Raw genomic sequence first — 11854 nt, 5'->3', positions numbered from 1 at the left:
CCGGGCCAGTTCGACGGCGCGACGCCGGAACTCGGGCGGGTGAGGTGGTGGCACGAGACACTTCCTTCCCAAGTTGATCAAGGTCAACTCAGATGAGGTGTCCGTGGAACCGGGGGAAGCTCACATGACCGCTACTCAGCGCAGCGCGGTGCCGGGAGTCGGTGGCGCGCTGCTGTGGACGCACGCCGAGCCGATCCTCACATCGCTCCTCGCTAAGGCCACCACCGACCAGTCACCGAAGTGGCGTAAGCACTACCGGGAAAGGCTGAGCACCAGCGTATCGCCATGTCAGGACGACAGCCGCAGTCGTTAGGCTCGCCTCCGGGGATGGTTTGGCCCACGGTCGGGAGACTGCCATGGATGAGCTCGACCTCGCGATCATCGACGCATTGATCACCCGGCCGAGGGTTCGCTGGACGGACCTCGCCGCGCTGCTCGACACCTCGCCGACGACGCTGGCTCGCCGGTGGAACCGCATAGTCGACGGCGGGCTGGCGTGGGTCACGGCATGGCCGGGGCCTGCGCTGTGGCCGGACCTGGGCATGGCGGTGATCCGCGCCGAGCTCGCACCGCACGGACGCGAGGAGGTCATCGACGCGATGGTGCGCCTCCCGCATTCGCTGACGGTCCAGGAGACGACCGGCAAGTACGACCTGTTCGTGCTGGTGCTGTTTCCGGGCTGGGCGGCCCTGACTCGCTCCCTCAGCTCACTGGCCGCGCTGGACGGTATCGCGGCATCCCGCACGGAGATCTGCGGGCGCCTGTACGGCTCGATTCAGTGGCCGCTGGGCGCGCTGAGTGCCGCTCAGCGGTCCGCGTTGGCGGAGCCGAGGAAGCCTCTGCCTCTCGGTGGGGCGGTGGAGGTGGACGAGAAGGGGCGCCGGCTGTTCGTGGAGTTGTCCCGCGACGGCCGGTCGACACTGAAGACGCTGGCGGCCGCGTTCGACGCCACAGCGGAGGCGGAGAAACGCCGCCTGGACCGGCTGGTCGGAGCCCGCCTCCTCGACCTCCGGTGCGACATGGCGCGGGCCGTGGCGGGCTGGCCGGTCCTCGCCCTCGTGTGGCTGCGGGTGCCCGAGAGCTCCCTGCGGAAGGTGGCACCGAAGATCGCCGAATGGCGGTGCTGCCGGCTCGCCGTCGAGATCAGCGGCGCGTCCAACCTGTTGTTCGCACTGAGCACACATGAACGGTCCCAGGTCAGTGACCTGCTCTCGGACCTGGAGGCCCTGGATCCCGGTCTGCGAGTGAACGAAGTCCAGTACGTGACTCTTCAACGCAAGCTGTCCGGGCGTGTCCTCGACGACGAGGGGCGCGCCAGCGAGGTCATTCCGCTCGACCCCTGGTACTCCGCACAGCCCACAGGACGGGCCGACGTTACGTAATCCTGCGTTCGCCGCAGGTTGAGGCGGTGTTTCGTGCATCGGGCGGTGCCTGAGCCGGACGGTACGGCGATCCCGGGAGTGCCGGATGTGCGGCGTGGAACCTGGTCCGCATGGAGACAGTCAGCACGACCGGCCGCTGCGTCGCGGTGGTCGAAGCGGTCGCGACCTCGGAGTTCTCCGCCCGTGTGCGGCATCTGGCGTCGGCGCACCTCGGCCACTGGCAGGCCGAGCAGCGCGTGGGACGCCTGCTGTGGCGGCGCACCTACCGGCGCGTCCTGACGTACGCGGCGGGTGACGAGCGGGACCTGTGGAACGTCCTTCACCTGCACTGCCTGCCGGACTCGGCGGAGCCTGTGCCGTCGTTGCGGCACGTGTTCGACCCGGGCACGGACTGCTGCGCGGACGGCGCGAAGCGGGCGGAGACACTTTCGGGCCCCATGTTGCACGGCTCCGGCGGGCCCGCGTGCGCCGTCGGCGCGGACGCGCTGCTGGACCGGGTCACGGCCGTCGAGTACATCTTCGTGCCCGACGCGCACAGAGCGGAGTACGACACGACGATGGGCCGGCATTGCACACCGGCCATGGCGGAGATGCTGCGGCAGGGGCACGCCCTGGAATTTCTGCCGCTCTCCACCCAGGACGTCCTTTTCGCCGACCCGGATCTGCCTGCGTGGTCGGACATCCACCTCGTGGGAGTGGACGCCGCGACGCCTCCGGCGCGGTTCGAGCAACTGCTCGACCGTGCCCTCATGACGGTCGATCCGCGTTCCGGCGGCTGCGCGGAGGTGTTCGGGCGCATCGCCGAGTACCGGACGAAACCGCGCTGGGACTTCTGTAGCGAGGTTGAGGAGATCCGAGTATGACGACCAGTGGCGAGGGACGTCGCACCGACGGGTCCGGCCATGAGCAGGCCATCGCGCCCGACAGGGTGCCTCTGGCGCTCCTGCCGACACCCCTGGTGCCTTTGACCCGGCTGAGCGAACACCTGGGCGGGCCCCCGATCTGGATGAAGCGCGACGACCTGACCGGCCTTGCGCTGGGCGGGAACAAAGCGCGCAAGCTCGAATACCTCCTCGCGGAGGCGTTGCGCGCCGGTGCCGACACCCTCATCACCGCGGGCGGCCCCCAGTCGAACCACGTCGTGCAAACGGCCGCTGCTGCGGCACGGCACGGCCTGGCGTGCCACGTCGTCCTCGGCGGGAAAGAACCCGGACTGATCGAGGGCAACCTGCTGCTCGACGTACTGCACGGCGCCCACCTCCACTGGACGGACGAGGGCCCACCCTTCACCGATTCCCTAGGCGCGCTTCAGGCCGAGCTCATGGCGGCCGGCACGCGACCGCACCTGATCCCATTCGGCGGTTCCAGCGCGACCGGAGCTCTCGGGTTCGAGCGGGCCGCCGAAGAACTGGCCCTGCAGATGACGGCCGTGCGTGAGACCGGGGCGACCGTCGTGGTGGCGTCCGGCAGCGGTGGCACACAGGCAGGGCTGGTGCGGGGCGGGCGGAGCGCCTGGGCCCCGGGATCACGGACGATCGGCATCTCAGTGCTGCATCCCGCCGGCACGCTCCGGCGCATCGTCGGGCGGCTGCTGTCCGAGGCCGGCGAACCGGCTGACCTCGCGGAGGACATCGACGTCCGGGACGAGTACCTGGGAGGCGGCTACGGCGTCGTCGGCCCTCTGGAGGTGGACGCGATCCGCCTGGTGGCGCGGCTGGAGGGCGTCGTTCTGGACCCCGTCTACACCGGGCGCGCCATGGGTGGCCTGCTGGATCTCGTCAGGACCGGCCAGGTGGATTCCACCAGGCCGGTCGTCTTCTGGCACACCGGAGGCCAAGGCGGACTCTTCGGCAAGACATCCGACCTCAACGTTCATCTCCCCCTCACAGGAATGTAGTGAGAGAAATGCTTCGTCCTGCCCTTGCCTCGGACCAGATGGACCCCACGGCGGACCCCCACCTCAAAAGGGTCGTCACGGGCGCCGCGGTCGGCACCTTCGTGGAATGGTTCGACTTCGCCGTCTACGGCTATCTCGCCTACCTGATCGCCGGTCAGTTCTTCGCACAGGGCGATCGCACGGCGGAGTTGCTGGCGACGTTCGCGGTGTTCGCGATCGCGTTCTTCGCCCGGCCGCTCGGCGGCTTCTTCTTCGGCTACCTCGGTGACCGCTACGGCCGCCGGACGTCACTGGCGATCTGCGTCCTGATCATGTCGGCTTCCACGGGCGTGATCGGCCTGATGCCCTCCTTCGCGCAGATCGGGCTCTGGGCTCCGGCGCTGCTCGTCCTGCTCCGCCTCGCGCAGGGATTCTCCGCGGGCGGCGAGCAGTCCGGCGCGCAGACACTGCTCATCGAGGCGTCCCCGGACTCCCGTCGCGTCTGGTACGGCAGCACCCTGCAGATCTCACAGTTCCTGGGGCAGTTGAGCGCCGCGCTGCTGGTCACGTTCCTCGCGTGGCGCGTGTCCACCCCGGACATGGAGTCGTGGGGATGGCGTATCCCGTTCCTGGCCGCCCTCCCGCTGGGCTTGATCGGCCTTTACATCCGGATGCGGATCCAGGACGGCGAGGCGTACCGCACGGTGGCCGCCGAAGGCCGCACGGCTCGTTTCCCCGTACGGGAGGCATTCCGCAGCCACGGCGGGCGGATGGCGACCCTGTTCGGTTTCTGGATCGCCATCCAGGTCGGTTTCTACCTGGCGTTCGTGTTCATGCCCAGCTACCTGATCGAACGCGGAAACATCGGGGACGGCAAGTCGCTGCTGGTCAGCTCCCTCTCGCTGGGGTTCCTGATCGTCGGCCTGCCGTTCGCGGCGCGCGTCGCCGACCGGATCCCCCGCCGGCGGGGGCTGATGCTGCTGTGCGCCGGGCTCGCCGTCGTTCCCTGGCCCGCCATGGCGCTGGTCGGCGAGAACAACCTGGCGACGGTCATCGCCGCGCAGTTGCTCATGATGTCCCCGTTCCTCCTCGTGCCGATCGCCGGGGTGGTGACGGTGGAGTTGTTCCCGACCCGGGTGCGGTACACATGTTCGGCCGTGGCGTACGGGACCTGCACGATGCTGTTCGGCGGGACGGCCCCGTACATCGCCACCTATCTCGTGGACAAGACGGGGCTCGTCACCGCCCCGGCCATCTACCTGACGTGCGCGTCGATCGTCTCGCTGGCCGTGGTGCTGTGGGCGCTGCCGGAGACGAAGGGCACCCCCCTCGTCCGGGACCAGGACACGCGCACGACAGAGAACGGAAAGGTCTGAAATGCGGATCGCGATCGCGGGACTGGTGCACGAGACCAACACGTTCTCGCCGTTCCCCACCACCTACACCGACTTCGGAGATTTCAAGGGAGGACCGGTACTCCGCGGGGCGGACGTCCTGGCGAAGACCCCGCCGCTGTTCTCCCTCCACGGGTTCGCCGACGCCGCCCGCAAGGCGGGCGACGATCCGGTGCCCGTCTACCACTCGCTCGCCCAGTCCAGCGGACGTCTGACCCGGGGGTGCTACGAGCGCCTCCTTGAAGAACTACTCGGCGCCTTGCGGGCAGCGGGGCCGTTCGACGCCGTCTTCCTGGAACTGCACGGGGCGATGGTCGCGGAGCACATCGCCGACGCCGACGCGGAGACGGCCCGCCGCGTACGGAAACTGGTGGGCGCCGACGTCCCGATCGTCACCACGCTCGACCTGCACGGCAACACCTCGGCGGAGTTCATCGAGGCGGTGGACGGCACCGTCGGGTACCAGACCTACCCCCACACCGACATGTACGCGACGGGCGCGCGCGCTCACGGGCTGCTCCGTGCGCGCGTCGCGGCCGGCGCGCCTCTCGCACGGGGCTACGTCGCCGTGCCCTTCCTGATGCCCATCTACCTGCAGTCCACCGACACCGAACCCGGCCGGACCATCTACGACCGCCTCCGTGAACTGGAGGCGGAGTGCCCTCCCGGGACCTTCCTCACCGTGATGATGGGGTTCTCGCCGGCCGACGTGCCGCACTGCCACCCCAGCGTCTTCGGGTTCGGTCCCGAGGCCGGGCCCCTGGAGGACGCCCTGGCGGGCCTCGAACGGGTGATCCTCGAAGCGGAGCACGCGTTCCGGGTGGATCTGCCCGACAGCGTGTCGGCCGTCCAGACCGCGCTGGCGGCCGGAGACGGTGGGCGAACCGTCCTCGCCGACGTTCAGGACAACCCGGGCGGCGGGTCGCCGAGCGACTCCCCCCAGATCCTGGAGACCCTGCGGAAACTGGCGGTGCCGCGCGCCGTGGTCGGCGTCGTCTTCGACCCGCAGTCGGCGCAGGCGGCGCACGAGGCGGGCGTCGGTGCGACCCTGCGGCTGGGCATCGGCGGGAAGCACCTGCCCGGGCACGAGCCGTTCGAGGCCGAGGCAGAGGTGATGGGCCTGCACGACGGCCCGTTCCCCCTTGAGGGACCCATGCTCGCCGGCGGTGAACTCGATCTCGGGCGCATGGCGCACGTCCGGGTCGGCGGGATCTCCGTCGTCCTCAGCAGCCGCCGCTCCTGGTACATCGAGCGGGCGTGCTTCGCCGCGGTCGGCGCCGTCCCTGAGGACTACCCCCTCATAGTCGTGAAGAGCACCAACCACTACCGCGCCGACTTCGCGGGCATCGCGGACCGGGTGATCGAGTTCGCCGAACCGGCGGGCGTCCCGATGGACCCCACGAGCGTCCCCTACCGGCATCTCCGGCCCGGGACGCGACTCTACGGCCATGGACCTGTGTTCGGTGGCCGACGGTGAGCGGGGAGCGCATCCCGTCCTGGCTGGAAGAGGGGACGCCGGGCCTTTGGCTCAACCCCCGTGCGCGATCCGAGGCCGAGGACGAGTGGGAGAACGGAACCGGCTACGAGGAGGCACTGAACCGGTTCCGCAACTGGCGGGGCTCGCTAGCGGAACTGCACCCCGACTTCGCACGGACGAACGGAACGGTGGACTCCCCGCTGATTCCCGCGCGCCCGCTCCAGCCAGACCATCTCGACGGCGAAAACGGCACCCTCTGGATCAAGGGGGATCATCGCCTTCCGGTCGCCAGGTCGGTGAAAGCCCGGGGCGGCTTCCACGAGGTTCTCGAACACGCCGAGACGCTTCTCGGTGCGACGCCCACCGGTGGCGAGTCGCTACGGCGGGCGCGCCGGGCCCTCGCCCACCACCGTCTGGAGGTGGGCTCCACGGGAAACCTCGGCTTGAGCATCGGCATCATGGGGTCACTGCTGGGCTTCCAGGTGACGGTGCACATGTCACGCGAGGCCAAGGAATGGAAGAAGGAACGCCTCCGCAAGGCTGGGGCGAGGGTCGTGGACCATGACGGTGACTACGAACGCGCCGTTTCCGAAGGGCGGAAGGCAGCGTCCGGGGACGCCGACGCGCATTTCGTCGACGACCTCGATTCCAGGTCCCTGCTGTGGGGTTACAGCACGGCCGGATCACTCCTCAAGGAACAGTTGCGGCAGGCGGGAATAGTAGTCGGCGAGAGGAATCCACTGTTCGTCTACATTCCGTGCGGGGTGGGCGGCGCACCGGCGGGCCTCGCCCTCGGCCTGCGGCGCGAGTTCGGGAGCGACGTCCACTGCTTCTTCGTGGAGCCGGTCCAGTCTCCTTCCGTCCTACTCGGGTTGCTCCATGGCTCACCGCGATCGGTCTACGATCACGGATTGACCAACCGGACCGACCTCGACGGACTGGCCGTTCCCCTCGCATCCGGGATCGCGGTCGCCGCCGCAGGGCCCAGGGCCTCGGGGGTGTTCACCGTGACGGACGCGGACGCACTTCGCGCCGTCGCCCACATCCATGAGGCTGTGGGGGAACGTGTCGAGCCGTCGGCAGCTGCGGCTCTGCCCGGTCCCCGGATGCTGACCCGAACACCTGAGGGCCGCACCTACCTTGAGCGGCACGCCCTCAACGGCCGTATCGGCAACTCGACGCACATCGTGTGGGCGACCGGAGGCTCGGGAGCCCCGGAAGCCGAGTTCAACGCCTGGCTGGACGCCGCCGGAGGCGAAACGAAAACGCGGTGAGGCGCAGCACGCGCAGCAACATGTTCGCGACGGGTGAGGACCCACATCCCCGTGGGCCCTCACCCGTCTACCCGCCCTCGCCGCAGCGCGTCGGGTCCGCATCTTGCGGTGGGCAGGTCAATCTCCAAAGGCTGCCTGGTGCGCGGCGGCGCAGGTGTGCGAGAGGTCGACCGGTACCACGACGCTGCCGGTGATCGTGGTCTGCGGTGCGAATGGGATCGCCCGCACCCGGGTGGAGCGAATCTCCGCGACCTGGTCGCCTGGCAGCACGGTCCAGCTACGGGGATTGGAGCCGACCTCGACGATCGTGTCCTGGACCGTCCCGGCAACGCGGTCGACCCGAGTCTCGACCCCGGCCCTCCGCATCGCGGCTCTCAAAGCCTGCGGCAGAAACAGGCCGTGGTCCCGCGACAGGATCCGCAGTTCGCCGATGGGGAGATCGGCCAGGCCGACCGTCGAGCGACCGGCGGCGAGGTGCTGCGCGGACACGATCGCGAACAGCTGCTCTGTCCACGTCGGCAGCACCCTTAGCCCGGGCGCCGAACGCACCCCCCGAGCCAGTGCCAGATCGATCTCCCCCCGTCGCACCCTGTCCAGACGAGCCGCCAGTGGAAGGTCGACCAGCACGACGTCGACGCCGAGCGCCGAGGGGTGCTCGCGCAGCGCGTCGATCCCGCGCTCCAGGCGAGCGGTGAACCCGGCGGTGGTACCGATGCGCATGGTGCCCGCCGGCGCACCGGCGGCGGCCTGGACCCGGTCCGCGGCCGCGAGCGCATCACGCGCCGCGGCGAGCACCCGGTGCCCCGCAGCAGTGAGCCGGACCCGGCGCGGTGAACGGTCCAGCAGGCGGACTCCCAACTCCCGTTCCAGCTGAGCGATCCGCCTGCTGACCGCGGGCTGGGCGATGTGCAGCCGCTCGGCGGCCCGCCCGAAGTGCAGTTCGTCGGCGACCGCAACGAAGTAGCGCAGTGTGCGCAGTTCCACCGAGCCGCCCCCTGTTCTGCGACGATGCCTCCAGGTTATCGAGCGCGTCGGAACTGGTCCTGGTTCCCGACACGGCGTGCTGCTGGGATCGGATCATGGACATCGACCTGGGGCTGCTCGGCGCCCACCTACGCGAGCACGAAGTGAGCCCGGAGAGCGCGGTGCAGGTGGAACGGGCCGGCTACGGCACGCTGTGGCTGGACGCATCGCCACCGGCCGACCTCGCCTTCGCGGAGGAGCTGCTCGACGCCACAAGCCGGCTGGTGGTCGGCACGAGCGTGGTCAACGTGTGGACCGCCGACGCCGAGACCGTCGCCGCCTCCTACCACCGAATCGCCGCCAGGCACCCCGGCCGGTTCATGCTCGGCGTCGGGATCGGGCACCGCGAGGTCCACACCGAGTGGGCGTCGCCATATGACACCCTGGTGTCCTACCTGGACCAACTCGCGCTGGCCGGCGTCCCGGCCGAGCGGGTGGTGCTGGCCGCCCTCGGTCCGAGAATGCTGCGGCTGGCCCGCGACCGCACCGCGGGAACCATCCCCTGCCTGGTCACGCCCGAGCACACCCGGCGGGCGAGGGAGGTCCTCGGTGCGGGCAAGCTGGTGCTCCCCGGCCACTTCGCGCTGCCGGAGCCCGACGTCGAGCGCGCCCGCGCCGTCGCCCGGGCCGCGCCGCCCGGTAACGCGTTGCAGGTCACCAACTACGCGAGCAACCTCCGGCGGCTCGGCTTCACCGACGAGGACCTCTCCGGCGCCGGTAGCGACCGCCTCATCGACGCACTGGTCGCCCACGGCGGCCCGGCCGACCTCGCGCACGGCCTGACCGCGCACCTCGATGCCGGCGCGGACCAGGTTGGCGTCTACCCCCTCGGCGACGACCCCATCGCCGCCCTCCGAGCGGCCGCCGACGCCGTGCTGGCCGTCAGGCCTCAGTGACCGGACTGGAACGTTCAAATAGGCTCTTATCTTCAGGGTCAGCCAGGTTGCCCGCTGGGGAGCTGGGGCGTTTGCCAGTCACGGGCCCGGCCTCCACGTGATCATCTGTCAACGGCCAAGGAGCCATGTGGTCGCCCCAGGAGGCTGTGGGTTGAGTCTGCTGGGTGAGCGCGCTGGTGTCGATGAGCGAAGCGTGTTGTCCGGGTTCAGGGTGGGCTTGTTCGGGTGCCTTACAGCGCGGGCGGATGTGTTATTCGAACTGACGGACGCAATGTTGTGCGCGGTTACATGCCGCCTGAGCTGTGCGAATGCAATGACACGCCGAATGGCACGCGACCGCCGCGACACCTGCCTGCGACGCTGGCAGGGCTCAGGTCAGGTGGTCGTCCCCCCGCTAAAGGGACTGGCCCAGCTCAGGATGCTCGCCCACGTGACGGTGAGCGGCGCCTCGTCCTGCGCGAGTGTCCCGTTCACGTCCGGCATCTTGGGGCCGGCCAAGGATCAGCTTGGCGCCTTCACAGAACTGATCCGGGTCGGGCCGCGAGCTGCGCTGCGGTAGCGGTCGGCGGGCGGCCCTTCAACCGCCGATGCCGCCAGTCCGCGGCGTGTATCGCGGTGAGGCCGAGAGCCGCCCACGCCAGAAGGACCACGAGTGCCCGTGCACTGCCGGCGCCGTCGAAGAACGCGGTGCTGCGCAGCAGAGTCACCCCTGCCCCCGGGGGCAGGGCCTGGCCGATCCAGCCGACCGGCTCCGGCAGCAGTTCGGGGGCGGACGACGCGCCCGACCAGGGATTGCCGATGAAGACCATCAGCGGGGCGACGACGGCGAGGGCCTTCGGGCCGAGCAGCATCTCGGCGCCCATCTCCGCCCCGGCGATGGCCATCACGATGAGGGCGAGCACCGCCGCGTTGAGGTACCAGTCCCCGCCGAGCACGCCGAGCCATCCCTGGATGATCCCTGTGACGACCAGCGCGGCCAGCACCGCCCCGCCGAAGAGACCGAGGGACCGTCCCCATGCCGAGCGTGTGACCAGGTAGACGATCACACCGGTCAGGACGCTGACGATGACGAGCGGCATGACCGACGAGGTCAGCACCGCGCCCCGCGGGTCCGCGGGGGACGCCGCGACCACGTCGATCGTCTGCTCGGGCCGCGCCGGGCCGTCCGCCGCCATCTTCTCGAGCATCTCGGCGACCGCCGGGCTGCCCGCCGATGCCTTGAGCAGTGTCGTGCCGCCGGGCCGGAGGACGAGCGCTCCGTACACCTCCCGATCCTCGATCGCCGACCGGGCCGCCGCGAGATCAGGGTAGGCGCGCACGTCGAACATGCCTTCGGCGCTGAGCCGCTCGCTCAGTTGCGCGACGGCGGCCGGTGGTCCGGCGACGCCGATCGGGACGTCGCGCGGCGCGGTGCGCGCCGCACCCCAGGAGAAGGCCCAGACCGGCAACGCCACGAGTATCGCGATCGCCACCGGGGCGAGCAGTCTGATCCGGATCCCGGACGGGCCGGAGAGGTCTGGCAGATCCATCGGACTCCTAAAACGAATGTTCGTTCGCTTGCCGCAAGTCTCCGGCCGACCCGGGAAAGTTGTCAAGAACGAACGTTCGCTCTAATCTGTCGACCATGGGTGTGGTCACCGACGAGTACCGAGACGAGCGCTGCCGGCACATCATGGCGGCGGCCAAGCGCTGCTTCGTCCGGAACGGCTTCCACGCCACGTCGGTGCAGCAGATCCTCGAGGAGGCGCAGATCTCGGCGGGCGGGCTGTACCGCTATTTCCGCAGCAAGGACGAGATCGTGCTGGCCGTCGCCGGCGAGGCGCTCGACCGGCTCAAGTCCTCGATCACCGAAACCTTCGACCCCGCCGACCCGCTCCCGCTGCCCGAACTGCTCGAGCATGCCCTCGCCACCATGGAGCGGATCGACGAGGCCGACCAGGTGGCCCTGATCGCCGTCCAGGTATGGGCCACCGCGACCTACACGCCGGAGCTGGCCACCGCCGTCAGCGAACTGATCGACACGGTGAGCGGCATGCTGGCCGGCATCGTCGCCTCGTACCAGCGGACCGGCGCACTCCCCGCCGGAACGCCCCCGGAGGAGATCGCCAAGGTCCTGGTCACCCTGCTCCCCGGGTTCGTCCTGCAACGGACCATCCTGGGCGCCCGGGCCAGCGACTTCACCCCTGGTCTCGCCGCCCTCTTCGCCTGAGCCGAAAGAACCACTCCCTTCTGCTTCGTCCAGAGGGGCCGGTTCGGTCGTCTTTGCCTGGGTGTGCCTGAGTTGCCCAGCAGGGCCGTGTGGGCGCCGGGAGGCTCACACGGCCCTGCATCGGTTTGATCCGGTCAGTCGCCGGGTGTGTCTGGGCAGGTGTGTCCGGAGGTGGAGACCCCCGCCGGGAGAGCGTCGACGGTTGCGGTCTTGGTCACGGCGACGTCGGCGGTCGTGGTTGCGGCGGGCAGGGTGTCGCCCGTCGCCGTGCCGCGCCAGCCGAGGAAGCGGTAGGTCTTGGCGTCGAAGATCAGCTCCTCGCG

General features: G+C 69.9%; 11 protein-coding genes. 8 read left to right on the top strand and 3 right to left on the bottom strand.

Going from position 1 to position 11854, the window contains the following annotated elements; genetic code table 11:
• Positions 1-356 precede the first annotated feature (356 nt).
• The 6 genes from AB0K34_RS44030 (at position 357) to AB0K34_RS44005 (ending at position 7403) form a co-directional block, all read left to right on the top strand.
• Entirely contained in the window at positions 357-1382 is a 1026-nt protein-coding gene (locus AB0K34_RS44030; protein ID WP_364554470.1) for an Lrp/AsnC family transcriptional regulator, read from the top strand.
• 110 nt (positions 1383-1492) lie between these two features.
• Positions 1493-2245 carry a hypothetical protein gene (locus tag AB0K34_RS44025; RefSeq protein WP_138639929.1) on the top strand — a complete coding sequence of 251 codons (753 nt, stop codon included), beginning with the start codon at positions 1493-1495 and terminating at the stop codon, positions 2243-2245.
• Positions 2242-3279: a D-cysteine desulfhydrase family protein gene (locus AB0K34_RS44020; protein ID WP_301177905.1), complete on the top strand. Its 1038-nt coding sequence runs from the start codon at positions 2242-2244 to the stop codon at positions 3277-3279. Before AB0K34_RS44025 ends, AB0K34_RS44020 begins: the two co-directional genes overlap by 4 nt.
• Before the next feature lie 38 nt (positions 3280-3317).
• Entirely contained in the window at positions 3318-4634 is a 1317-nt protein-coding gene (locus tag AB0K34_RS44015) for an MFS transporter (RefSeq protein ID WP_171069305.1), read from the top strand.
• A gap of 1 nt (position 4635) precedes the next feature.
• On the top strand, positions 4636-6129 hold the full coding sequence (locus AB0K34_RS44010) for a M81 family metallopeptidase (protein WP_138639926.1): 1494 nt from the start codon (positions 4636-4638) through the stop codon (positions 6127-6129).
• Positions 6126-7403, top strand: coding sequence for a D-serine ammonia-lyase (locus tag AB0K34_RS44005; RefSeq protein ID WP_138639925.1), 1278 nt, complete (start codon positions 6126-6128; stop codon positions 7401-7403). The genes AB0K34_RS44010 and AB0K34_RS44005 overlap by 4 nt, the downstream gene beginning before the upstream one ends.
• A 117-nt stretch (positions 7404-7520) precedes the next feature.
• Here the strand turns inward: AB0K34_RS44005 and AB0K34_RS44000 are convergent, their stop codons facing one another.
• On the bottom strand, positions 7521-8387 hold the full coding sequence (locus tag AB0K34_RS44000) for a LysR family transcriptional regulator (RefSeq protein WP_138639924.1): 867 nt from the start codon (positions 8385-8387) through the stop codon (positions 7521-7523).
• 95 nt (positions 8388-8482) lie between these two features.
• On the opposite strand from AB0K34_RS44000, the gene AB0K34_RS43995 reads away from it, so the two are divergent.
• Complete coding sequence (locus AB0K34_RS43995; protein WP_138639923.1) at positions 8483-9322, top strand: TIGR03620 family F420-dependent LLM class oxidoreductase; 840 nt, start codon at positions 8483-8485, stop codon at positions 9320-9322.
• Between the two features lie 515 nt (positions 9323-9837).
• Here the strand turns inward: AB0K34_RS43995 and AB0K34_RS43990 are convergent.
• Positions 9838-10851, bottom strand: a complete 1014-nt coding sequence (locus AB0K34_RS43990; RefSeq protein ID WP_205719521.1) for a hypothetical protein — start codon at positions 10849-10851, stop codon at positions 9838-9840.
• 95 nt (positions 10852-10946) lie between these two features.
• On the opposite strand from AB0K34_RS43990, the gene AB0K34_RS43985 reads away from it, so the two are divergent.
• A complete protein-coding gene (locus tag AB0K34_RS43985; protein ID WP_138639921.1) occupies positions 10947-11531 on the top strand; it encodes a TetR/AcrR family transcriptional regulator in 585 nt (194 codons plus the stop codon).
• Between the two features lie 134 nt (positions 11532-11665).
• Here AB0K34_RS43985 and AB0K34_RS43980 read toward each other — a convergent pair.
• Positions 11666-11854, bottom strand: a 189-nt coding sequence (locus AB0K34_RS43980; RefSeq protein WP_364554466.1) for a hypothetical protein, incomplete at its 5' end; no start/stop codon positions are given.

Source organism: Actinomadura sp. NPDC049382, from assembly GCF_040677125.1.
GTDB lineage: Bacteria > Actinomycetota > Actinomycetes > Streptosporangiales > Streptosporangiaceae > Spirillospora > Spirillospora geliboluensis.
The sequence above is the reverse complement of the archived record's forward strand: the minus strand, read 5'-3'. Positions and strand labels throughout refer to the sequence as shown.

Excerpts from the sequence above, each read along its gene's own strand:
- AB0K34_RS44010 (WP_138639926.1), top strand. The coding sequence starts at position 4,636 with ATGCGGATCGCGATCGCGGGACTGGTGCACGAGACCAACACGTTCTCG.
- AB0K34_RS44020 (WP_301177905.1), top strand. The coding sequence starts at position 2,242 with ATGACGACCAGTGGCGAGGGACGTCGCACCGACGGGTCCGGCCATGAG.
- AB0K34_RS44015 (WP_171069305.1), top strand. The coding sequence starts at position 3,318 with ATGGACCCCACGGCGGACCCCCACCTCAAAAGGGTCGTCACGGGCGCC.
- AB0K34_RS43990 (WP_205719521.1), bottom strand. The coding sequence starts at position 10,851 with ATGGATCTGCCAGACCTCTCCGGCCCGTCCGGGATCCGGATCAGACTG.
- AB0K34_RS43985 (WP_138639921.1), top strand. The coding sequence starts at position 10,947 with ATGGGTGTGGTCACCGACGAGTACCGAGACGAGCGCTGCCGGCACATC.
- AB0K34_RS44030 (WP_364554470.1), top strand. The coding sequence starts at position 357 with ATGGATGAGCTCGACCTCGCGATCATCGACGCATTGATCACCCGGCCG.
- AB0K34_RS43995 (WP_138639923.1), top strand. The coding sequence starts at position 8,483 with ATGGACATCGACCTGGGGCTGCTCGGCGCCCACCTACGCGAGCACGAA.
- AB0K34_RS44025 (WP_138639929.1), top strand. The coding sequence starts at position 1,493 with ATGGAGACAGTCAGCACGACCGGCCGCTGCGTCGCGGTGGTCGAAGCG.